The organism is Oscillibacter hominis, from assembly GCF_014334055.1.
GTDB classification, from domain to species: domain Bacteria; phylum Bacillota; class Clostridia; order Oscillospirales; family Oscillospiraceae; genus Oscillibacter; species Oscillibacter hominis.
In genome coordinates this window covers 1,208,056-1,230,264 of the sequence record NZ_CP060490.1, presented here as the reverse complement: position 1 = coordinate 1,230,264, position 22,209 = coordinate 1,208,056, and the positions used below count along the sequence as shown (strand labels likewise).

22 protein-coding genes and 1 other RNA gene are annotated in these 22,209 nt (G+C 57.4%); 10 read left to right on the top strand and 13 right to left on the bottom strand.

What is annotated here, in order from left to right:
* Window positions 1–21: 21 nt before the first annotated feature.
* Window positions 22–1,260, bottom strand: a complete 1,239-nt coding sequence (locus H8790_RS06180; RefSeq protein WP_187334011.1) for a 6-phosphofructokinase — start codon at window positions 1,258–1,260, stop codon at window positions 22–24.
* Between the two features lie 176 nt (window positions 1,261–1,436).
* On the opposite strand from H8790_RS06180, the gene fba reads away from it, so the two are divergent.
* From fba to H8790_RS06165, 3 genes are all read left to right on the top strand, one after another.
* Window positions 1,437–2,372, top strand: a complete 936-nt coding sequence (fba, locus tag H8790_RS06175; RefSeq protein WP_187334010.1) for a class II fructose-1,6-bisphosphate aldolase — start codon at window positions 1,437–1,439, stop codon at window positions 2,370–2,372.
* Between the two features lie 133 nt (window positions 2,373–2,505).
* On the top strand, window positions 2,506–3,006 hold the full coding sequence (locus H8790_RS06170; protein WP_187334009.1) for an amidase domain-containing protein: 501 nt from the start codon (window positions 2,506–2,508) through the stop codon (window positions 3,004–3,006).
* Between the two features lie 117 nt (window positions 3,007–3,123).
* Entirely contained in the window at window positions 3,124–4,764 is a 1,641-nt protein-coding gene (locus tag H8790_RS06165; RefSeq protein WP_187334008.1) for an S-layer homology domain-containing protein, read from the top strand.
* A gap of 46 nt (window positions 4,765–4,810) precedes the next feature.
* Here the strand turns inward: H8790_RS06165 and H8790_RS06160 are convergent, their stop codons facing one another.
* The 3 genes from H8790_RS06160 to H8790_RS06150 all read right to left on the bottom strand — a co-directional run bounded on the left by H8790_RS06160 (window position 4,811) and on the right by H8790_RS06150 (window position 8,286).
* Window positions 4,811–5,827 (bottom strand): tyrosine recombinase XerC, encoded by a 1,017-nt coding sequence (locus H8790_RS06160; RefSeq protein WP_187334007.1) that lies wholly within the window; start codon window positions 5,825–5,827, stop codon window positions 4,811–4,813.
* Between the two features lie 360 nt (window positions 5,828–6,187).
* Window positions 6,188–7,549, bottom strand: coding sequence for a DNA repair protein RadA (radA, locus tag H8790_RS06155; RefSeq protein WP_187334006.1), 1,362 nt, complete (start codon window positions 7,547–7,549; stop codon window positions 6,188–6,190).
* A complete protein-coding gene (locus H8790_RS06150; RefSeq protein WP_243208583.1) occupies window positions 7,546–8,286 on the bottom strand; it encodes an N-acetylmuramoyl-L-alanine amidase in 741 nt (246 codons plus the stop codon). The genes radA and H8790_RS06150 overlap by 4 nt, the downstream gene beginning before the upstream one ends.
* A 151-nt stretch (window positions 8,287–8,437) precedes the next feature.
* On the opposite strand from H8790_RS06150, the gene H8790_RS06145 reads away from it, so the two are divergent.
* The 5 genes from H8790_RS06145 (at window position 8,438) to H8790_RS06125 (ending at window position 13,212) form a co-directional block, all read left to right on the top strand.
* Window positions 8,438–8,881 (top strand): spore coat protein CotJB, encoded by a 444-nt coding sequence (locus tag H8790_RS06145; protein ID WP_243208582.1) that lies wholly within the window; start codon window positions 8,438–8,440, stop codon window positions 8,879–8,881.
* Window positions 8,881–9,477: a manganese catalase family protein gene (locus tag H8790_RS06140; protein ID WP_187334005.1), complete on the top strand. Its 597-nt coding sequence runs from the start codon at window positions 8,881–8,883 to the stop codon at window positions 9,475–9,477. The genes H8790_RS06145 and H8790_RS06140 overlap by 1 nt, the downstream gene beginning before the upstream one ends.
* 178 nt (window positions 9,478–9,655) lie before the next feature.
* Window positions 9,656–10,615, top strand: a complete 960-nt coding sequence (locus H8790_RS06135) for an AAA family ATPase (protein ID WP_187334004.1) — start codon at window positions 9,656–9,658, stop codon at window positions 10,613–10,615.
* The gene (locus H8790_RS06130) at window positions 10,605–11,882 is read left to right on the top strand and encodes a DUF58 domain-containing protein (protein ID WP_187334003.1); all 1,278 of its coding nucleotides are present in this window, start codon (window positions 10,605–10,607) and stop codon (window positions 11,880–11,882) included. Before H8790_RS06135 ends, H8790_RS06130 begins: the two co-directional genes overlap by 11 nt.
* Entirely contained in the window at window positions 11,875–13,212 is a 1,338-nt protein-coding gene (locus H8790_RS06125; RefSeq protein ID WP_187334002.1) for a DUF4129 domain-containing protein, read from the top strand. The genes H8790_RS06130 and H8790_RS06125 overlap by 8 nt, the downstream gene beginning before the upstream one ends.
* A gap of 51 nt (window positions 13,213–13,263) precedes the next feature.
* Here the strand turns inward: H8790_RS06125 and ligA are convergent, their stop codons facing one another.
* The 3 genes from ligA to murD are packed head-to-tail and all read right to left on the bottom strand — an operon-like array spanning window position 13,264 to window position 17,377.
* Complete coding sequence (gene ligA / locus H8790_RS06120) at window positions 13,264–15,240, bottom strand: NAD-dependent DNA ligase LigA (protein ID WP_187334001.1); 1,977 nt, start codon at window positions 15,238–15,240, stop codon at window positions 13,264–13,266.
* 11 nt (window positions 15,241–15,251) lie between these two features.
* A complete protein-coding gene (gene yunB / locus H8790_RS06115) occupies window positions 15,252–15,950 on the bottom strand; it encodes a sporulation protein YunB (RefSeq protein WP_187334000.1) in 699 nt (232 codons plus the stop codon).
* 44 nt (window positions 15,951–15,994) lie between these two features.
* Window positions 15,995–17,377: a UDP-N-acetylmuramoyl-L-alanine--D-glutamate ligase gene (murD, locus tag H8790_RS06110; protein WP_187333999.1), complete on the bottom strand. Its 1,383-nt coding sequence runs from the start codon at window positions 17,375–17,377 to the stop codon at window positions 15,995–15,997.
* 148 nt (window positions 17,378–17,525) lie between these two features.
* Here murD and rnpB point away from each other — a divergent pair.
* An RNA gene (gene rnpB / locus H8790_RS06105) (RNase P RNA component class A) lies at window positions 17,526–17,878 on the top strand.
* A gap of 87 nt (window positions 17,879–17,965) precedes the next feature.
* Here rnpB and H8790_RS06100 read toward each other — a convergent pair.
* The 3 genes from H8790_RS06100 to H8790_RS06090 are packed head-to-tail and all read right to left on the bottom strand — an operon-like array spanning window position 17,966 to window position 20,176.
* Window positions 17,966–18,700 carry a YebC/PmpR family DNA-binding transcriptional regulator gene (locus H8790_RS06100; protein WP_187333998.1) on the bottom strand — a complete coding sequence of 245 codons (735 nt, stop codon included), beginning with the start codon at window positions 18,698–18,700 and terminating at the stop codon, window positions 17,966–17,968.
* A 14-nt stretch (window positions 18,701–18,714) separates the two neighbouring features.
* Window positions 18,715–19,494, bottom strand: coding sequence for a Nif3-like dinuclear metal center hexameric protein (locus H8790_RS06095; RefSeq protein WP_187333997.1), 780 nt, complete (start codon window positions 19,492–19,494; stop codon window positions 18,715–18,717).
* Window positions 19,472–20,176: a class I SAM-dependent methyltransferase gene (locus H8790_RS06090; RefSeq protein WP_187333996.1), complete on the bottom strand. Its 705-nt coding sequence runs from the start codon at window positions 20,174–20,176 to the stop codon at window positions 19,472–19,474. The genes H8790_RS06095 and H8790_RS06090 overlap by 23 nt, the downstream gene beginning before the upstream one ends.
* A 67-nt stretch (window positions 20,177–20,243) precedes the next feature.
* On the opposite strand from H8790_RS06090, the gene thpR reads away from it, so the two are divergent.
* Window positions 20,244–20,753, top strand: a complete 510-nt coding sequence (thpR, locus tag H8790_RS06085; protein ID WP_187333995.1) for an RNA 2',3'-cyclic phosphodiesterase — start codon at window positions 20,244–20,246, stop codon at window positions 20,751–20,753.
* A gap of 49 nt (window positions 20,754–20,802) precedes the next feature.
* Here the strand turns inward: thpR and H8790_RS06080 are convergent, their stop codons facing one another.
* The 3 genes from H8790_RS06080 to H8790_RS06070 all read right to left on the bottom strand — a co-directional run bounded on the left by H8790_RS06080 (window position 20,803) and on the right by H8790_RS06070 (window position 22,150).
* Window positions 20,803–21,012: a DUF1858 domain-containing protein gene (locus H8790_RS06080; RefSeq protein ID WP_187333994.1), complete on the bottom strand. Its 210-nt coding sequence runs from the start codon at window positions 21,010–21,012 to the stop codon at window positions 20,803–20,805.
* 181 nt (window positions 21,013–21,193) lie between these two features.
* Complete coding sequence (locus tag H8790_RS06075) at window positions 21,194–21,475, bottom strand: zinc-ribbon domain containing protein (RefSeq protein ID WP_187333993.1); 282 nt, start codon at window positions 21,473–21,475, stop codon at window positions 21,194–21,196.
* A 39-nt stretch (window positions 21,476–21,514) separates the two neighbouring features.
* The gene (locus H8790_RS06070; protein ID WP_187333992.1) at window positions 21,515–22,150 is read right to left on the bottom strand and encodes a sigma-70 family RNA polymerase sigma factor; all 636 of its coding nucleotides are present in this window, start codon (window positions 22,148–22,150) and stop codon (window positions 21,515–21,517) included.
* Between the last annotated feature and the right edge of the window lie 59 nt (window positions 22,151–22,209).

Here is a 22,209-nt window from a genome sequence, read left to right as displayed (position 1 = left end):
GAATTTCCCGCGCGACTTTTTTTATTTGGCCAGAACCTTTTTCAATTTGGCAAACCGGGGAAGGGACTCCTGCTTGGGCAGATTGGGCTCGCCCTGGATCAGGGGCAGGCAGTAGTCGATGAACGCCTTCTGAACGCCGTTGCCCTCCGCGTTGATCCACTCACGGGGCACCTTCTTTTCGGTGTTTGCCACCTCGGAGAGGCTCAGCAGTTTGGTCTTGCAGAGGTATTTGCCGCCCTGGACGCCCCGCTCAAAGCCCACCATCTTATCGGTGATGCCGTTGACTGCGTTTTCCACCGCGGCCTTGCCGGCCATATAGGATTCCTCGATGTCCGTCTCAGAGGCCAGGTGCGCTCCGCAGCGCTGCAGCAGGCTCAATTCAATGCCGCGGACCTTGGCGCCGGTACGCTCCTTGACCGCATTGGCCAGCAGCGCGGCAAGGCCGCCCAACTGGGCGTGGCCGAACCCGTCGGTGGCAGAGGTCTTTGCCTCAGACACAAAGGAGCCGTCGGCATAATGGATGCCCTCGGAGACCGCCACCATGCAGTTGCCCTTTTCCTTGTAGATGCGCTCCACGTCGGAAAGGAACTTCTCCAGATCGAAGTTGGTCTCCGGCAGATAGATGAGGTCCGGGCCGGCTCCAAATTCCGTGGCCAGGCCGGCGGAGGCGGCCAGCCAGCCGGCGTGGCGCCCCATGATCTCAATGATGCAGACCATCCCGGTGTCATAGACCCGGGCGTCCTGATAGACCTCCATGCAGGAGGTGGCAATGTATTTTGCGGCGGAGGCGTAGCCGGGGCAGTGGTCCGTGCCGTAGAGGTCGTTGTCGATGGTCTTGGGCACGCCCATCACACGGCACTCATAGCCCACCTTCTGCATATATTTGGAGATTTTGTTGCAGGTATCCATGGAGTCGTTGCCGCCGTTATAAAAGAAGTAGCGAACGTCGTACTTTTTGAAAATCTCCAGAATACGCTTATAGTCGGTGTCGTCCACATCGGGGTCCGCGATCTTGTAGCGGCAGGAGCCCAAGGCGGAGGAGGGCGTGTATTTCAGCAGCTCTAACTCTTTGGGGTCCTCCTTGCCCATATCAAACAGGCGGTCGTTCAGCACGCCCTTGATCCCATGCTCCGCGCCCAACACGCGGGTGATGCTGGGGTTGTGCAGCGCGGTGTCGATCACGCCGTAGGCGCTGGCGTTGATGACCGAGGTCGGCCCGCCGGACTGGCCGATGATGCAGGCGCCTTTCAACTCACTCATAAAAAACAGCCTCCCATAACATACTAAGTTAGCTTAATCATATCACGCATTTTTTAAATTGTAAACAGGTTCTTTCTATTTAGACAATCGTTTACCTCGTTTTTTCAGGAATATTTCTTGCATTTTTCTTATTTTATGATAGAATGAAAACGAAATTTTGAATAGGAGCTGATGATATGCCTCTGGTCACATCAAAAGAAATGTTTCGCAAAGCCTACGAGGGCGGTTACGCCATCGGTGCTTTCAACGTAAATAACATGGAAATCATTCAGGGGATCACGGAGGCGGCAAAGGACTTGTCCGCGCCCTTGATCCTGCAGGTTTCCGCCGGTGCCCGCAAGTATGCCAACCACACGTACCTCATGAAGCTGGTGGAGGCGGCTGTCATTGAGACCGGCCTGCCCATCTGCCTGCACCTGGATCACGGCGACAGCTTTGAGCTCTGCAAATCCTGCATCGACGGCGGCTTCACCTCCGTGATGATCGACGCGTCCTCCAAGCCCATGGCGGAAAACATCGCCGTCACCAAGCAGGTGGTGGAATATGCCCACGACCACGGCGTGGTGGTGGAGGCCGAGTTAGGCACCCTGGCCGGCATTGAGGATGATGTAAAGGTCTCCGCCGAGGACTCCTCCTACACCCGTCCGGAGGAAGTGGAGGAGTTCGTCACCAAATCCGGCTGCGACTCCCTGGCCATTGCCATTGGAACCAGCCACGGCGCCTACAAGTTCAAGCCCGGCACCAAGCCCCAGCTGCGCTTTGACATCCTGGAGGAGGTCTCCCGCCGCCTGCCGGGCTTCCCCATTGTCCTGCACGGCGCGTCCTCCGTGCCCCAGGAATTTGTGGCCAAGATCAATCAATTCGGCGGAAATATGCCCGGCGCCATCGGCGTTCCCGAGGATCAGCTGCGTCAGGCCGCCCGCATGGCCGTTTGCAAGATCAACATCGACTCCGACCTGCGCCTGGCGATGACCGCTTCCATCCGGGAGCATCTGGCCGAGCATCCCGACCACTTTGACCCCCGCCAGTATCTCAAGCCCGGCCGCGAGGCCATCAAGGCCATGGTCGCCCACAAGCTGGTGGACGTCCTGGGCTGCGATCACAAGGCATAAAGCTCCCTATAGAAGAAGGGCCGTACCAGTGTACGGCCCTTCTTTTTTATAGATTGCGGCCCACGAGCATCCGGCCGTGGGACAGGAACCCCACCTGGCCCTGATGCATAGACTGCGATGGGGAGGGAAGCAGATGGAACTTGTGCCCTATGACCGCCGGGCGGCTGTGGCCTATGCTCACCAGTGGGCCTTTGGACGGAACCCGGCCTTTTACAACTATGATGAAATCGGAGGGGACTGCACGAATTTCGCCTCACAGTGCCTGTATGCGGGCTCTTCCGTAATGAACTTTTTGCCCACGTATGGATGGTATTATATCGACGCCAATCAAAAATCCCCGTCCTGGACCGGAGTGCCCTTTTTATTCCAGTTTCTGACCAGAAAAGAGGCATCCATCGGCCCTGTAGCGGAGGTGGCCTCATTGGAGCAGATGATGCCTGGCGACCTGGTGCAGCTGCGGTTTTCCGGAGAGAAGTTCCAGCATACGCCTGTGGTGGTATACGCCGATCAGCCAAGGACGTTGGGCGACATCTGGGTGGCCGCCCACAGCTATGACGCCGACAACCGGCCGCTGAACACCTATGAATTTGAAGAGATCCGCTTCCTGCACATAACGGGAGTCCGCAGGCCTTAGGCGCGGACTCCTTGCTTTTTGGGCCAATCCGGCGTATAATAACCAGCAATCGGATGCAAGTCGGATACAAATTTGCAGTATTCTGAATTGTACCAAATACAAAAGGGAGACGACGCCATGGGAAAGAAAGTATTTGCGCTGGTGCTGGCCTTGGCCCTTGTCACGCCGGCATTTGCGTATTCAGACGTTCCGCAGGACAGCGTTTTGAAGCCGGAAATTGAATCCGCCGCTCAGTATGGGCTGATGAACGGATTTACCGACGGCACCTTCGGGTACAGCCAATCCATCACAAGGGCGCAGTTTGCCACTGTGCTGGTCCGGATGTTCGGCTGGGATACGGTTTTGCCCGCCTCATCATCTTATAGTGATCTCTCCACGGACAGCTACTATTTTCCGTACATAGAGTCCGCGCTGGCCCACGATACCTTTGACGCGGGCACAAATTTCCGGCCCGGCGATGCCATCACCCGCGCAGAGATGGCGGAGATGCTGGTGCGCGCCCTGGGGCTGAAGTCCGCGGCCGCCCTGGTGCGCCAGACCTGGAAAGGCCAGGCTGCCGCCTGCCGCTTCAGCCTGCCCTTTACGGATGTCTCAGGGGACAGCGCCGGCTACATCTATGTGGCCTACAGCATCGGCATGACCAACGGCACGTCCGCCACTACCTTCAGCCCCAATGCAACCGCCACACGCGGCCAGGCGGCCGCCATGCTGGTGCGCATCTATGAGAAGATCAACCGGGACACCACCTTCAACCACGCCTTCTATGCCATCTCCTCCTACAGCCAGCTGGGCCTGAGCGATGAGATGGACGCGGTCAGCGTCGGCTGGAGCCGCATGAACTGGGATGGGGCTGCCGCATCCCTTGCGACCACCAGTGCCAATGGAAATGAATACTGCATTCCCAGCGGCTACAGCGAGGTGACGGATTATCTGAGCAGCCGCGGTATCGCTGTAAATCTGAGCGTCTTTATGGATACTTCCGGCGGCTTGCAGGGCATGCTGGCCTCGGATGCCGGCCGTACCCAGGCGGTGGAACAGATTGTAAATGAACTGACCGTCACCTACAATGCCATTGGCCGAAACCCCTACAGCGGCGTTACCATTGATTTTGAGGGACTCCGTTCCGCCCAACGGGAGGACTTCACCAGCTTCCTCACCCAGCTTTCCACGGAACTGAAGGCGATGGGGAAGACCCTTTCTGTCTGCGTCTCACCGGTTCTGGTCACCGGCAGCTACTACGATGGCTATGATTACGCCGCCATTGGAAACTTGGCGGATCAGGTGATCCTCATGGCCTATGATTACGATACCCGGGACCTTAGCGGCTACCTGGGCACAGAGTATTATAAAACCGCCGTACCCGCGCCCATCGATCAGGTGTGGGCCTCGCTGAAGGCCATTGCAGACACCGATACCGGCGTTGGAGACCTCTCCAAGGTTTCCTTGGGCTTCAGCGCCAAGCAGGTTGCCTGGCAGATCGATGAAAACGGCAAGCTGCTCTCCGGCACGCCGGTCTATCCCAGCAAGGAGACCGTGAGCAAGCGGCTGGCCCAGGCCGATACCGTGACCGGCTGGTCCTCCGAATACCAAATGCCTTACGCCATCTACCGGACGGAGGACGGGAGCCGTTACTTCCTGTGGTATGAAAACAGGGAAGCGGTGGAAGTCGCGCTCAATGCCGCGAAATCCTTAGGTGTGACCGGCATCTCCCTTTGGAGGCTGGGCACGATCCCGGACGATGCGCTCTGGGGTTGGTAAACATAAAAAAGAAGGCCGTCCTCATGGGCGGCCTTCTTTTTTAGATTCAATCCTTCTTTTTGTCAGACTTCATCATATGCGACAAGGGATTTGCCTTTGCAGCAACACGGAGCGCTTCATTGTCGATATGGGTATAAATTTCCGTTGTATTCAAGTGCTCGTGCCCCAAAACCTCCTGGACCGCCTTCACGTCCACACCGTTTTGCAGCATGAGTGTGGCCGCCGTGTGGCGCAGCTTATGGGAGGAATACTGCTCGCTGTCCAGCCCGGCTTCCGCCAGGCGCTTTTTCACCATGGCGTGGACGGTGGAACGGCTGATCCGTTCGTTTTGGGAAGAGAGGAAGAGGGCGTTCCGATCTCTTCCGGAGATGGGCCGCCGCACGGCAAGATATTGACGCAAAGCGTCTTTGCAGGCGTCGTTGAGATAGACGATGCGCACTTTATTTCCCTTGCCAAGGACCCGCAGGGCGTCGTCCTGAATGTCATTCAGATTCAATCCAATGAGCTCCGATATCCGCAGGCCGCAGTTGAGAAACAGAGTGAGGATACAGTAGTCCCGCTCCTGATTGTTGCCGCCTACCGAACGGAGAAGCTGCATGCTTTCATCCAATGTCAGGTATTTGGGCAGTGTTTTCATGATTTTTGGGCTGTCCAAGTCTTTGACCGGGTTTTCCGTGAGCAGATGGGCCTTATTGGTAAGATAGTTAAAAAATGAACGAAGTGTGGCGATTTTTCTGGCCCGGGACGCCGCATTCAATCCATAGTCAGAGTCTTTGCTGTTTGGATGCTGGACCCGATCCCGGCTGAGATAGGTCATGTAACCGTAGATCTCCGTCAAAGTGACTGCTTTGACAAAGGGCAAATCCACATCATCAATGGGAATCTCGTCCAAATCCTTGCCGCTGAATTCTACAGGGCTGCGGCTTTTTTTCAAGTAGCGGAAAAAGTTTCGCAGGTCCAGGAAATATTCGTCCACGGTTTTCTGGGAATGGGCTTTGATGGTTTCGTGGTATGAGAGAAAATCCCGCAGGATCTGCGGCGCTTGCGACTGATAGTCAATCATAATTTTATAGAAAGGCAATCCTGTACGATAGAGCCAGCGCTGTACGCCGTATGAATCACCATCCGTAGATCGGTCGACTGGCTTTGGCTCTACCCTATTTTGAACAAAATTTTTATTTTGTTCAATTCCTCCTGTGCCTTTCTTTTCCTCCTCCCGCTTGTCCTCTTTTGCCTGAAATGATAATTTCCAATCCACGTGAGATACTAACATCAAATTTGGAAAGGGTTGATGCTTCCATGAGTCTGATCCCTTGTACAAGCCAGTGCATGTATCAATGCGATGGCGTCTGCACGCTGGACTGTGTGTCCGCCGCAGGGCTGCCGTCCCACAGCGGCACGTGCGTCCACTATATCCCAAGGATCAACGGTGCAGCACCGCACGCAGCGCCTCACCAATGTTATGGGCAGAAATCAGCTGAAGACCGGATGGAATCCGTAAATCCTCCCTCCGCTTTGCCGGAATCAGGCATCGATTGAACCCCAGCCGCTGTACCTCGGATAGCCTCTGCTCCAGGTGGTTTACGCTGCGCAGTTCCCCGGTGAGCCCTACTTCCCCGATGGCCACCAGGTCATTGCTGATGGCCTGATCCAGATAACTGGAGGCCAGGGCAATCACTGCGGCCAGATCGGCGGAGGGCTCGTCCAGATAGAGCCCTCCGATGATGTTCAGATATGCGTCGCAGGAGGATACTTTCAGGCCTGCCCGCTTTTCCAGCACAGCCATCAGCATGGCTGCCCGGTTGTAATCAAACCCATTGCTGGTGCGCCGGGGCGTGGAAAAGCTGCTGGGGACCACCAAAGCCTGGATTTCGGCCATCACAGGCCGGGCGCCCTCCATGACACAGGTGACACAGGTTCCAGGCGCATCCTCCGGCCGCCCGGAAAGCAGCATTTCCGATGGATTTTCCACCTCAATCAAGCCCTCGTTGCGCATTTCAAAAACCCCAATTTCATTGGTGGCGCCAAACCGGTTTTTGGCTGCCCGCAAAATGCGGTAGCTCATCCGCTGGTCTCCTTCAAAGTAGAGCACGCAGTCCACCATGTGCTCCAAGACCTTTGGACCGGCGATTGCCCCCTCCTTGTTGACGTGGCCGATGACAAAAACCGTCAAATTTTCCCCTTTGGCCAGCTGCATCAAAGACATGGTGGCATTTTTCACCTGGGCCACGCTGCCCGCCGGAGACTCCAGACCCTCATCATAGAGCGTCTGGATGGAATCGACGATGAGGACATCCGGCTTTTCCTCCCGGACGGATTCCAGCACATCCCCAAGATTGGTCTCGGAGATCACATACAACTGGTCGCTCTCCACCTGGAGGCGGTGGGCCCGGAGCTTCAGCTGATGCTCCGATTCCTCGCCCGATACATATAATACCTTGGAAAACTCGCACAGGCTGCTGCAAATCTGGAGCATCAATGTGGATTTCCCGATTCCCGGCGCGCCGCCCACCAGCACCAGGGAGCCCCGCACGGCTCCACCTCCCAGCACCCGGTCCAGCTCTCCTATGCCGGTTTGAAAGCGGATCTCCTCGGCCGTTTGAAGGTCTGTCACCGGCCGGGCCTTTCGCACTCCGCCGATGGATGACGATGAGGCGGTCTTTCCCCTGCGGGTCTCCGGCTGCTCCACAATGCTGTTCCACGCGCCGCATGCCGGGCACTTCCCCGCCCATTTGGGGTATTCATTTCCGCACTCTGTACAGTAAAACCGTATCTTGGATTTCATTCCGTTCCCTCATTTGCTAAATATCTTTGGTATCCCGCCGCGATGGATACGGCCAGCGCCGTCTGGTAGGCATCGGTCTGAAGGCGCTCCGTTTCGGACGTGTTAGACAAAAAACCGCACTCCACAATCACCGACGGGCAGGTCACATGCTTCATCAGGTAAATGGAATCCGGTATTTTTTTGGCCGTTTTCCCCTGCTCTGCATTGATGGACTGGTTTAAACTCTCCTGTACGGCACCGGCCAGCTCGGTGCTGCCCTCCGCCCGGTTGTAAAAGGCTTGGGCACCGTGGACAGAGGGGGCCGACGGCATGCTGTTCTGATGAATGCTGATAAGCACCGCTCCTGCTGTCCCGTTGATCTGGGCCACCCGGTTTTTCAGGTCAGATACCTTCTTTTCGTGCAGAGTCTTAGCGCCCTCCGTGTATACGGAGATATCCTCTTTGCGGGTCATCACCGTTTCATGGCCGAGAAAACGCATCACGTCATCGAGGCGCAGCGCCACTGCCAGATTGATGCCGCTCTCTGTTGTTCCATTCGATGCAACAGCTCCGCCGTCCTCGCCCCCATGCCCGGGATCGATGACCACCGTAGCGGGTCCGCTCAGACCCGGGGCAAAGACTGCTGCATTCTGTCCCCTTCCCTGCCACAAGACAACGGCCAACACAGCCACAAACAGACAGAACAGCCCAGCAAGCACACCGTGTTTTTTTCGAATAATCAATACCAATTCATCCACCCCCAAGCATCCTATGGGGGAAAAGCTGTCCAATATGCTTTTTCATAGTATAACATATCTTGGAATGGAATGAAACTCCTGTTTCACAGTCCATGCCCTGCGCATAGACTGGTTTGAACGCACCGCTGTGCGCTCAAAGGAGGAATATGCTTTGCAACCCAATCCCAACACTTGCAGCACGGGCCAGGGCGGGCTCCCCGGCCCCTGTGCTTCACTTGCCTATCCCTTTGTCTCCATGCAGTGCAACAATCCGGAGCGCTATGACCAGAATAAGGCCCTTGCCACCGGAACCTTGTTCCCCGGACTGGATCTGCCGTTTCATGCCGCTGTCACCAGCAACCTGAAGGTAAACACTGCGCTGGCAGAGCTGATGGCCCTGGATTTCGCCATTGACGAACTGGGCCTTTATCTGACCACCCATCCCCAGGATCAAGAGGTTTTGGATCTGTATTGGTCCTATATCAAGCTGGCGAATGAAGGCCGGAAGAAGTACCAGGAGATGTACGGCCCCCTTCTGCAGACGGACCTCACCCCGGAAGAGGGGTATGCCTGGCTGAACAATCCCTGGCCTTGGGAAGTAGGAGGAAATGACTGATGTTTCTATATGAGAAAAAACTTCAGTACCCGGTTCGGATCAAGAACACCAACCCCAAGTTGGCTGCATTGATCATTTCGCAGTACGGTGGACCCCACGGGGAACTTGGCGCCTCCCTGCGTTACCTGAGCCAGAGATACTCCATGCCCTATCCTGAGCTGAAGGGGCTGCTGACCGATATCGGCACGGAAGAGCTGGGCCACCTGGAAATGGTGGGCACGGTTGTGCACCAGCTGACCCGCAACCTGAATGCCGATCAGATCAAACAAGCTGGCTTTGACCAGTACTTTGTGGACCACACCGCCGGCGTCTATCCCGTCGCTGCGTCCGGCTCCCCCTGGAGTGCTGACACGATTTCTGTCTCCGGCGACACCATTGCCGACTTGACGGAAGACCTGGCGGCTGAGCAGAAGGCCCGCCTCACCTATGATAACATTCTGCGCTTCACCGAAGACCCCGATGTCCGGGACGTCATCAAGTTCCTGCGTGAGCGCGAAGTCGTCCACTTCCAGCGCTTCGGCGAGGGCCTGCGGCTATTGAAAGACCGCTTGGATGAGAAGAATGTCTACTATATGAACCCGTCATTTGACAAGTAAATGAGCAGCCGCAAAGGGGTATCACTTGATTGTGGTACCCCTTTTTCTATTGTTTTGCCTTTCTCCATACAATTCTGACGGCGGTTTTCTGGGACAGCTTGCCTTCTTAGAAAAAAGCGGCTAAAATAAAAAACGATATTTATTTGCTATTTATTTTCTACCTGAAGGAGAATCCAGAATGGACATTTGCAAGCTATCCCAGGACATACAAGCTGAGACGGAAAAGATCATTGTGGGAAAATCCGACCGCATCCGCCTGATTATCATGGCTGTGCTGGCCAACGGCCATGTGCTTTTGGACGACCTTCCCGGCGTGGGCAAGACCACGCTGGTGAAGTCCATCTCCCTTGCCTTGGGCTGCCGTTCCGGGCGCATCCAGTTTGTGCCGGACATGCTGCCCAGCGACATCATCGGGATGCAGATTTTCAATCAGAAAACCGGTGACTTTGAAATGCGGCAGGGCCCCATCATGACCAACCTGCTCTTGGCCGATGAGATCAACAGGGCCATTCCCCGCACACAGTCCGCCCTGTTGGAGGCCATGGAAGAGCGGCAGATCTCCATTGACGGGCAGCGCTTTTCCCTGCCCTCCCCCTTCCTGGTGCTGGCCACCCAGAACCCTGTTGAATCGGAGAGTACGTTCCGCCTCCCTGCCGCACAAATGGACCGATTCCTGATCCGAATCAGTATGGGGTATCCCCAGCCGGAGGAAGAGCGGCAAATGCTCCGCAGCCTGGGAGACGAGATTCCCTTTGATACGGTGCGCGCCGTCACAAATGACGCGGAGCTGGTGGAAGCCCAGCGGCAGATTGCCGGCATTTACCTCTCCGATTCCGTGGCGGATTACATCGTGGCGCTTGCGGACAGGACCCGCAGCCATCCCCAGCTGATGATGGGGGCAAGCCCCCGCGCCACCCGCGGCCTCTATCGGGCCGCAAAGGCCTGGGCTGCCATGGAGGGGAGGGACTATGTGACCCCGGACGACGTAAAGTTTTTGGCCCATCCCGTGCTGGAACACCGCCTGATCTTAAAGAGCAGCGCCCGGTTCTCCGGCAAAACCTCCTCAAAGGTCCTGGAGGAGGTTTTGGCGCAAACCGAGGCGTCCCCCTCTCTGGACACACTGGATCATGAGGGATAAACCGATTTTTAGCCGCTCCAGCAACCTGGTCTCCCTGCCGGCTCTGGGGCTGGAACTGCTTTTTTGCGTGTTGGCGGCATTTTTTGGACAGAGGCAGCTGGCCGCCGCACTGATGTTCGTCTTCCTCCTCTCCGGAATCTCCCGGCTGTGGGCCGCTCTTTCATTGCGGAGGGTCTCCGTCTCTGTCTCTGGCGCCAGCCGGGGCCTATTCCCGGGCGAGACGGCTATTTTTGAGATGGAGGTGCGGAATGAGAAATTCCTGCCTGTGATCTGGCTGGAGATTTTCTTTCCCCTGGCGAAAAGCCTCTGTCTGACGCCGGAGGACAGCCGGCCTCCCGATGACTGGGAGGCTCCTGCGCTGGAACGCAGCGGCGCTTCCACCACTCTGGTGGGTGAGCGGCGGTTTTCCTTTCTCCTCTGGTATGAAACCCTCCGTTTTCAGAGCCGCTGGAGCGCAAACTGCCGGGGCGTCTATTCCGTGGAGGGCTGGCGGCTGCGCACCGGCGATGGATTCGGCTTGGCCCAGGTGGAGCGGTCCATCGAAAACGATAGGCGGTTTGCGGTATATCCCAGGCTTATCGACGTGGCGCCGGACCTTTTTTTGCGCAATCTCTGGAATGCGGAGAGCGGCACACGGGGCGTGATGGAGGATCCAACCATCATACGCTCCACCCGGGACTACATGACCACCGACTCCCTCAAGCACATGAACTGGCGCCTGGCGGCTCAGGGACTTCCCCTGACAGTGAATGTCTATGAGGAAATCCTGCCTCAAACGGTCCACTTCCTGTTTGACGGGGAGAGCTTCAGCGGCAGTGCTCCGCATCCGGAGGAGATGGAGGATGCCCTTAGCATTCTCGCCTCCGAGCTTGTATTGCTTTCGGAGCGGCAGGTCCCCTGCGGGCTCAGCCTCTGCCGCGGAGCGGGCTGCGAGCCGGTCAATCTCTTTCCTGCCTCCTCCAGCATTGAGGAGCTGCTGTGTGCTCTGGCCGCTTACCAGCCTATGGAGCCAAAGCGGGACGCGGACTCCGGAAACATCCTTTCGCAGCCTCCCGACTTTGACACGGATGTGCTGTATGAGGCCGCGGGAAGCGTGGGCCGGTTCTATTACATCTCCTATGACATCGCCTCGCTGACCGGCCGGCCGCTGCTGCGGCGGTTGGACCACACCTGTATGTCTCTGCTCACCTACTGTGAGCCGGAGCCTTACGGAGAATTTGAGACGGTGTGCCTTTGCGGCTTAAAGGAGGGTCGGAACCATGCGTGAAAAGAATCCCCTCCCCGCTTTGGCCACGCTGTTTTCCGCCGCCTGCATCTTCTGCACCCTTTACTACCTGATGACGCTGGGGCAGCGGGCTCCGAGCCCCTACTACCCCCAAGTTCTCATGCTCTATGCTCTGGGGCTCTACGGACTGGATCGAGCCTTTTTACACCAAGAGCACACCATGCGCTCCTATGCGCTCCTCAATGGAGGCATGGGAACTGCCCTGTTCCTCTCCGTCCTGCTTTCAGGCAGCGAAACCGGATGGGTGTCGCTGCTTTTTGTGGGGATCATCTGCCTCTGGCTGACGATACTTGGCGCCCAGCTGGCCATGGAGCCGCCGAAGCTGTCCCATCTGATCCTGTGCCTGGACCTCAGCCTGATATTGTTGGTGCTGTTCACCGGCTACCTCTCGCTCACCGGGGCCTCCCCCCTCTGGGGCATTCCCATTGCCGCCGGATGCGCCGCGGCCATTTTGGGCATCATCTCCCACCGGACCGGCAGCCAGATGGGAGCGCGGGGATGGGGAATGGTAGCGCTCATGTTTCTGGTGATCTTTGCCCTGGTTTGGCTGCTGGTCAGCTTTGCAGCCGCTCCGGCGGGCCAGGGATTGGTGGCACTGTGGAGCGCTGCCGTTGCCGGCGTTAAGCTCATAGGGAATCTGATATGGAAGATTCTGCTCTTCCTGTGCTCCCTGATGCCAATGGGCGAGGAAGGCATACTGCCGCTGGAGCCCGGAACCGCCTCCCTTCCCGAGGCGGCGCAGGAGAGCGCGGAGGCGAATCCGGCAGTGCTGATCGTCTTGGCGGTTCTCTGCGCCGCGCTGGGGCTGGTCCTGCTTGTCTGGTTGCTGCGCCAGTTGGGAAAGCTGCGGATTGGAGGAAAGGCGGCACGGGCCATGCCCGCAGCTCCGCTGCGCCGGCGTGTCTCCCTTTTAGCAGGGCTGAAGCGGCTATTAACTTCCTGGCGCCGCTGGATACACCTGCGGCTTCTCCTGTGGCGGATGCGGGACATGCCGGCTGGGGTGTACTATTGCCTGGTCCGGCGATGCCGCTCAGGCCCTTGGCGGAAGAAACCCGGAGAAACGCCAAGGGACTTCCTTCTCCGGCTGCAGCGCGGAGCCGACCCGGAGCTGTCCGCAGCATTGGAGGAGCTGATTCCAGCAGTGGATGAATCGCTGTTCGGCCGCAGTGCGCCGCAGCTTGTTCCCCAGGCGCGGCTGATCCGGCGCCGCATAGGGGCGGCGGTCCTTCATCAGGCCTTCAAAAGTTTTCAAGTGCGGATGAGGGAGTTGAAAAGCATTGAAAAAGATGACTCGCAGTCCATTTCGACTTGATTGATTAATGTGTGAAAAGGGGTATCACTTCACAGTGATACCCCTTTTTGTTCAGCGCAGCAGCTCTTCAAATTCCTCTTCCGTCAGTACGGGAACGCCCAGGTCTTGGGCTTTTTTCAGCTTGGAACCCGCCGACTCACCGGCCACCACATAGGTGGTCTTCTTGGAGACCGATCCGGCGGACTTCCCGCCCCGCTCTTCGATCAGCGCGGCGGCTTCGTCCCGGGTGAATTTGCTCAGCGTCCCGGTCAGGACGAACGTCATGCCGGAAAAGCGGTCATCCACCATCTGGTTGACGCTTTCCATATTGACGCCGGCCTGTTTCAGACGTTCGATCAGATCCTTAGACTGGGGGCTCTGTACCCAGTCCAGGATGAACTGGGCCGTGACGGCTCCGATATCCTCGATCTCCGTCAGCTCCTCCAACGTGGACTGGGCAAGGGCGTCATAGCTTCTGAAGTGGGAGGAAAGCACCTTTGCGGCCTTCACCCCAACTTGGCGGATGCCTAAGGCGTAAAGCAGCCGAGAGAGGTCGTTGCCCTTGGATTTTTCAATGGCAGCCACCGTGTTGTCGGCGGATTTGGCGCCCATCCGCTCCAGCTGGGCAATCTCTGGCGCCTTCAGGTCGTAGAGGTCTGCGGCGTTGGAGACCAGCTTTGCCTCGATCATCTGCTGCAGGACTGCGGGCCCCAGGCCGTCGATGTCCATGGCGTCCCGGCTTGCAAAGTGCGTCAGGTTCTGCAGAAGCTGGGCCGGGCACTCCGCTCCGGTGCAGCGGATGGCGGCGCCGTCAGTGTCCCGGAAAACCGGAGCGCCGCAGACGGGGCATACCTCCGGGAACTGATAGGGCGTCGTCCCTTTGGGGCGCTTGAAAAAGTCCACCTCCACGATCTCCGGGATGATCTCGCCGGCCTTTTGCACGATGACCGTATCCCCGATCCGGATATCCTTTTCCGCAATATAATCCTGGTTGTGCAGCGAGGCGCTGGTAACGGTGGTTCCGGCCAGATGGACCGGCTCCAAGGTGGCCTTGGGCGTCAGCACACCCGTGCGGCCCACCTGCACTGTAATATCCACCACTTTGGAGGGTTTCTTCTCCGGCGGATATTTGTAGGCAATGGCCCACTTGGGGTTTTTGGACGTACTGCCAAGAGATTCCCTGGCCCTCAGGCTGTTGACCTTGACCACAGCGCCGTCGATTTCAAACGGGAACTGGAGCCGCTCTTCGTTCAGCCGCACGATCTCCTGCTGGCATTCAGGCACCTGGGATACCGCCCGATAGGGGATCACCTTAAAGTGCTGGCTTTCCAGGTAGGACAGCGTTTCGGTGTGGGAGGCGAATTCCTTCCCCTCAGCAAGCTGAAGGTTGAAAACCTGGATGTCCAGCCGCCGCTTTGCCGCGGTTTTGGGGTCTAACTGGCGCAGGGAGCCGGCGGCCGCATTTCTGGGGTTTGCCATGAGCGGCTCCCCATTTTGTTCCCGAACGGCGTTGAGCTCCTCAAATACGCTGCGGGACATGTAGACCTCGCCCCGGACGATCAGCTTCGGGAGCTTTTCCGGCAGCGTCATGGGAATTGACATGATGGTGCGCAGGTTCTCCGTGACATCCTCCCCCACCCGGCCGTCGCCCCGGGTGGCACCCCGGAAAAAGGCCCCGTCCCGGTATTCCAGCGCCACGGAAAGCCCGTCGACCTTGGGCTCTACCGTGTATTCCACATCGCTGCCCAACTGATTCTCCATCCGCTGGCAGAACTCTTCCACCTCCTCCGGAGAGAACACATCCTGCAAACTCTCCAGGGGCACCTCATGGGTCACGGTGTCAAAGCCCTCCAGCGTCCGGCCGCCGATCCGCTGGGTGGGAGAGTCCGGCGTGATTTCCTCCGGGTGGTCCTTCTCCAAATCCTCCAGCCGCCGGAGCAGCTGGTCGTATTCATAATCCTGGATGATGGGATCGTCCAAAACATAGTAGCGGTATCCATGCTCGTTCAGCGTATCCCGCAGCTTTTTCATTTCCTCACGATAGTCCATGAGTGTTCTCCTCAATTCCCGTTCAAAATAAATTCCCTGGCATCCTCGTCAATGGGCGCGTCTGAATTGAAATAGGTGTAGGACTCCGGCACCGACCCCACGATCACGGTCTCCGCCACCACAAAGGAGTTGCTCACCTTGGTGGCAGTGGAAAAACCAGGCATCAGGATGCTGGCGACCACATCCACATTGAGCTGAATCTGATGCCGCGTCTGGTTGATTCCCGCGGAGGTAAAGACGTTCTCCAACGATGCCGACGACGACCCCACAGACTGCATTTTAACCGTAATCAGCGGCCCACGGCCCGAGAGCAGCGCGGAACCGGTCAAGCTGCCCAAGGGGATGGACAGCTCCTTGGTGGAGACCTCCGAGAGCTTTTCCAGCACCCGGTCCAAAATCTTGGACTGGAGGCGGTTGAATTCAGCCATATTGCTTTTGACCGCCGTCACCTTTCCCTCGTTGTCCTTTTCAAAAGACACCAGATCGCTGTAGTCGATCTCCCCGCTGTCGATGGTCTGGTTCACTGCCTCCGTAACCACCCTGGTCACCGTGTTGGAGACGCGGGCCGTGGCCATGCTGCTCAGGATGGGCCTGAGTTGGAACGTGGCCGTCAGCAGCGCGATGGCCAGCAGGGCCGACACAAGAAAAAACAGCAGCAGCGCCGATTTCTTCCGGCTCAGCCGGTATCGGTAGAAAAAATATCCGCGCATTGGCCTCACCTCATCATGAAAGCCTATGCAAAGACAGCTTTTCCTTATTTCAAATCATTGACAATGGATTTGAACACGGTTCCCCGCACCATGAAATTGGGGAACTGGTCAAAGGCCGCGCAGGCCGGTGAAAGCGTCACCACATCCCCGGAAACCGCACGATTGGACGCAGTCTCCACTGCTTCCTGAAGGGTGTGGACCTCCACCATCTCCGGGCAGCCCTGCCGATAATTCGGGGCGCCCACCACGGCGGCGCGGATTTGATCGGCCGTAGCGCCGCAGAGGATCAGCAGCTTGACATGCTCCACGATTTCAGGCCCCAACACCCCAAAGGGGATGTGTTTATCATAGCCTCCGGCAATCAGGATGACCTTTTCCGGAAAGGAGCGGAGCCCCGCGATGGTGCGGGAGGGGCTGCTGGCAATGGAATCGTTGTAGTAGCGGACACCCCGGAGGGTGCGCACCAGCTCGATGCGGTGCTCCACACCCTGGAAGGTCCTTGCAACCTCCCGGATGGTTTCGTCGGAGACCAGGCCGTCCACCGCCGCGATGGCGGCCATATAGTTTTCGATATTATGCACGCCCGGCAGAAAAATATCCTCTGTTTTCAGCACTTCACGCTCTACTCCGCCGGAGCGGCAGATGATAGCGTCATCTCGCAGGAAGACGCCCTCCTCCAACTCACAGGTGCGTGAAAAGAGCCGCACACGCCCCCTTGCCTCCTTGGAGAGCTCGTAGGTGATCTTGTTGTCCCGGTTGAAGACGGCCAGATCGTCGTCGGACTGGTGGAGGAAGAGGTTTTCCTTGGCCGCCACATACTCCGCCATATCCTTGTGTACGTCCAGGTGGTTGGGAGCCAGATTGGTCAGCACTGCCACATGGGGGCTGCGCTTCATGGTCATCAGCTGGAAGGAGGAGAGCTCCAGGACCGCCACGTCGTCCGGGCGCATCTGGTCTGCTTCCGCCAGGAGCGGGTGCCCGATGTTCCCGCCCACATAGACCCGCTTCCCCTCTTTTTTCAAAAATTCGGAGATCACCGTGGTGGTGGTGGTTTTGCCGTCGCTGCCGGAAACGGCAAGGATGGGGCAGGGGCAGACTTCAAAGAAGACCTCCATCTCCGATGTGATGACGCTGCCCCGCTCCCTTGCCTCCAACAGCTCCGGGACATCGGGGCGCAGGCCGGGCGTACGGAAGATGATGTCCTGGCGGAGGCCTCTGAGGTATCTGGGGCCCAGTTTAAGCTGGACGCCCATGGATTCCAGGCGGTCAGCCGTTTCTCCCAAGGCCTCCCGATCTTTTTTATCGCAGGCGGTCACAGAAATGCCGGACTTGGCCAGCAGCTCCAAAAGCGGAGTGTTGCTGACGCCGATGCCAATCACTGCTACGGTTTTATCCTGAATGGAGTGGAGATATTCCTGAAGATTCATACGATTGCCTCCAAAAAGCGGGGCTGCCGCCCTGCAAATTTTAACTTAAAAATTATACCATCCCCTCCAGCATTTCGCAACGAAAAGCTGCCTGTATGAGCAGCTTTTTCATTGACTTTTTCCGCCGGATTCGATACAATAAACTATACGAGTAAGACAGGCAGTCGCGTAAGCTGTGCCGAAAGGCCGCTTATGAGGAAAGTCCGGGCTCCACAGGGCAAGAATAACGGGTAACGCCCGCCGAAGGCGACTTCAGGAAAAGTGCAACAGAAATAAACCGCCAAACCGGGTCAAACCGCTTTGGTAAGGATGGAAAGGTGAGGTAAGAGCTCACCCGATGGCTCGAGAGTGCCCATCGCTGTAAACTCTATTCGGAGCAACACCGGTATGGGAGCTATGGTTTGCCCGACCGCTCCCGGGGTGGCTGGACCGTGTTGGCAACAACGCGGCAAGATAGATGACTGTCAGATACAGAACCCGGCTTATAGTCTCACTCGTTCTGTACACGAGGCCGCTGGCGTAATACGCCGGCGGCCTCTTACGTATGGAAAAGCGGGACCGGATCCCCGATCCGGTCCCGCTTTTGTATCAGTCCTGCTGCCAGTTGTGCCAGACGTTCTGCACGTCGTCGTTCTCCTCCAGGAAGTCGATGAGCTTTTCCATGTTTTTCACATCATCCTCGCTCTCAAGGGTCACGTAGTTCTGGGGCACCATCTCGATGTCCGCGTTGACAAAGCTGTAGCCCTTGGCTTCCAGCGCCTTGACCACGTCGTTGAAGGCGTCGGGATCGGTGGTGATCTCCAGGGCCTCGCCGTCCGCTTCAAAGTCAGCGGCGCCGGCCTCCAGGGCGTCCATCATCACGGTGTCCTCGTCCAACTCCCCTTCGGAGTTGTCGATGACAATGACGCCCTTGCGGTCAAAGGACCAGGAGACGCAGCCCACAGCGCCCAGGTTGCCGCCGAACTTATCAAAGTAGTGGCGGACCTCCGGAGCCGTGCGCTGGCGGTTGTCGGTCAGCGCCTCCACGATCACGGCCACGCCGTTGGGGCCGTAGCCCTCATAGGTCACGTTTTCGTAGTTGTCCGTATTGCCGGCGCCCAGCGCCTTGTCAATGGTGCGCTTAATGTTGTCATTGGGCATGTTCACTGCCTTGGCCTTGGCAATGACGGTGGCCAGCCGGGAGTTGTTGTTGGGGTCGCCGCTGCCGCCCTCCTTCACCGCAACGATGAGTTCACGGGCGATCTTGGTAAAGGCCTGGGAGCGCTTGGCGTCCGCCGCTCCCTTGGTCTTTTGGATATTGTGCCATTTCGAATGTCCGGACATAAGTAAACCTCTCCTTATACATAGTACTGAATCACTTCCCGATGGGAAGCGGACAAGGCGATCTCCAGTTCCGGGAACGCCTGTTTTAAAGTATTGATGATCACCGGGCAGACCACATGCTCCGTGGGAAAATGTCCAGCGTCAATCAAATTGATGCCCTTTGGTCTGGCATCCAAAAATTCATGATAACCGAGATCGGAGGTGACGAAGGTGTCGCAGCCGGCCGCCACGGCCTGATCCACAAAATCGCCGCAGGCTCCGCCGCCCACCGCCACACGGTGGACGATCCTTCCGCCGTCCGCATAGCGCAGGCCGTTGCAGTGAAGGCTTTGGGAAACCTCTGCCACAAACTGTTCAAGGGGCACAGGCCTGCTCAGCGTGCCCACGCGCCCAATGCCCTTCTGGGTCAACGGCCCAGGGTCATTCACCCGCAGTGCGGCCGCCAGCGCGTCATTGACGCCGCCTGCCGCCGCATCCAGATTGGTATGCATACAGATGGCGGAAATACCGCCTCTGAGCAGCGCGATCAGCAATCCGCCCTGAGGCGTGTCGCTGCGCACCGTCTGCACTGGCAGCCATTTGCAGTTGATGAGCGGATGATGGGCCACAATGAGCTGGGCGCCGGTCTGCGACGCTTCCCTTGCCACTTCCCGGGTAATGTCAAGGGCCACCAGAACCTTTTCCACCGGCTGGTCCGGATCGCCTACCAGAAGCCCCGCATTGTCCCAGTCCATTTTCAAGTCCAGCGGTGCAAATTCAAACAGCTTTGTTTCAATCTGCCGAACAGTTGGCATTCTCCCACTCCTTTCTCATCTTCTCAAGCTCCTGGACAATCCCATCCAGTTCAACAGCCCTCTCCCGGCCGTCTTTTGCCTGCCGGAGACCCTGTGCCGCACGGCTGAGCTTCCCAATTAAGCTGCTCAGGTACTCCCCTTCCAGCGGGTCCGACGCAAGGGCGATCCCACCGTGGAGCCTGCCGGGAGAAGGCGTCGCCATGCTGCCGCCTTTGGCTTCCAGGATGGGGTACAAAACACCTTTATCCCGCACCAGCCGCTCCCGGGTCACCCGGTAGCCGTGGCCGGCCAGGAAGCCTCGCAGGTATTCCGGCTTGGACATGGGCTGGAGCAGCAGCATATGTCCCTCCCTGGTCCAGGGTGCCCGCTCCAGGATGGAGGCGATGTTTTCCCCGCCCATCCCGGCGATGACCACGGTGTCCGCCTCCTGGGGAGAAATCCCGTCCAGACCGTTGCACAGGCGAAACTCCATCTGCTGGCCGTACTCCCGGGATGTGCGGCGGGCGTGCTCCAGAGGGGACTCATTGATATCGCTGGCAATGGCATATTCCACGACACCGGTTTGCAAGAGCCAAACCGGCAGATAGCCGTGATCCGTGCCAACATCAGCGATCCTTGCGCCGGGACGCACCCAATCTGCGATGGCCTGAAGCCTGGGCTGAAGCTCCAATCTGCGCTGCATCTCATCCCTCCTTCACGTTGACATTTCATCCCTCCGCAGGTTAAGATAACGAAAAGGAGGAGATTTCATGCGGTTGTTTGTAGCTCTTCAGCTTCCAAATCCAGTGAGGGCCTCCCTGCTCGCCGCCATCTGCCGGATGAAAGAGCTGGGCCGGGGCAATTTTACCCGGCCGGAAAACCTTCATGTCACGTTGATTTTCATTGGGGAAACCGAGAATGAGGAGGCGGCCCGTCAGGCGCTTTCCCTGGTACAAGGCGAGGCCTTTCCCCTTTCGATCAGCGGGCTTGGAACCTTTGGCGATCTCTATTGGGCTGGAGTGGAACCCTCCCCTGCCCTGCTGAACTTACAGCGCCAAGTGGCACAGTCGTTCCAAGCAGCCGGATTCCAACTGGAACACAGGCCCTATCGTCCCCACCTGACGCTCTGCCGCCAGTTCCGGCCCTATGGGGTATTCCAGGCCGACAGGATCGCAGTGCATCCGCCCACCTGTTTCATCGAGCGGATCAGCCTGATGGAATCCCTGCGCCAGGACGGCAGGCTCCGCTATCGTGAAGTGGCCGGCCAGCACCTCACCTGATGATCGGTAGAAGACGCATACGGGGAATGGCCCCGTATGCGTCTTGCGGTTATTCAGCGGCCTTGTTGGCTTCCTCATTGACCAGGGCCAGCAGCTTGTCCACATCGATTCCGTGAACCATGCAGGCCTCCTCCACCGTCTCGCCCCGGGAAGAGGGGCAGCCCAGGCAGTGCATGCCGATGGACAGGAAGATGGGTGCGGTTTGGGGTGCTACATCCAAAATATCACCAATGATGGTGTCTTTCGTAATTTCAACCATAGAAGTGTATCCTCCAGTTTCAATTCAATTCGCAATCAACGCATAATTGTTGCGTACCTATTATACCCTGATCTCCATACCATTTCAATAGAAAATAGAGAGAACACTGTCAAAATCTCAAAAAAAGCGTCCGCCTTTTGGCGGACGCTTTTTTAACAGCAAAGATGAGCCGCTGTTTTACTTAGGCGTTCTGCTCGCGCATCTTGGCGAAGCACTCGCTGCAGTAAACAGGACGGTCAGACTTGGGCTCGAAAGGAACTCTGGCCTCGCCGCCGCAAGCTGCGCAAACAGCGGTGAAATACTCACGGGGACCACGGGCAGCGTTCTTGCGGGCATCGCGGCAGGACTTGCAGCGCTGGGGCTCGTTCTGGAAGCCTCTCTCTGCATAGAACTCCTGCTCACCAGCGGTGAACACGAACTCCTGGCCACACTCTTTGCACACTAAAGTCTTGTCTTCGTACATGATCTTTACCCTCTCTTTGATAGAAAAAATATATTGCGTTCAGCTTTTGCTGATCTCGCCGGAATATTGCGCAACCTTGCGCCGGACGCGCTGCACAGCGTTGTCCACAGATTTTGGGGATTTGCCTACTGTTTCGGCAATCTCCCGACACGAAAGACCATCTAAATAAAACCCTAAAATCTTCGTTTCGAACTCGGACAACTGCTTTCGGACGCCGGACAATACGCTTTCTGCGTGTTCCCTGTCGATAATATACTCTTCAGGATTGCGCTGTGCCATATTCCGGGTAGCCGCGGTGTAGGAATTACTCTCAAAGAAGGGTGTATCCAATGGAACCGACTGATTCAGGGGGGAGTGTTTGTCTCTTGTTGCAGCGCGCAAAACAGAATACAGCCGATTTCGTATACAGATTTCTGCGAAAGTCCGGAAAGACGCCTCTTTGGTACCATCATATTCCCGGACTGCCTTAATGAGACCTACCATTCCCTCCTGGGTTAAGTCCTCACTGTCCCCACCGATCAGAAAATAAGGGCGGGCACATGTGCGCACCAGACGGTTGTACCTTGTCACCAAGATTTCCTCCGCCTCCCGGCTGCCTGCGGCAACCAGAGCGCAAAGCTCTTCATCTGTCAGACGTTCAAAAGGGGGATTGGCTTTCTCATTGCGTTTGTACATAACGTATTATACCTGTCTTCCGGTGAAAATGTCAAGCAAATTATCAAATTTACAAGCAT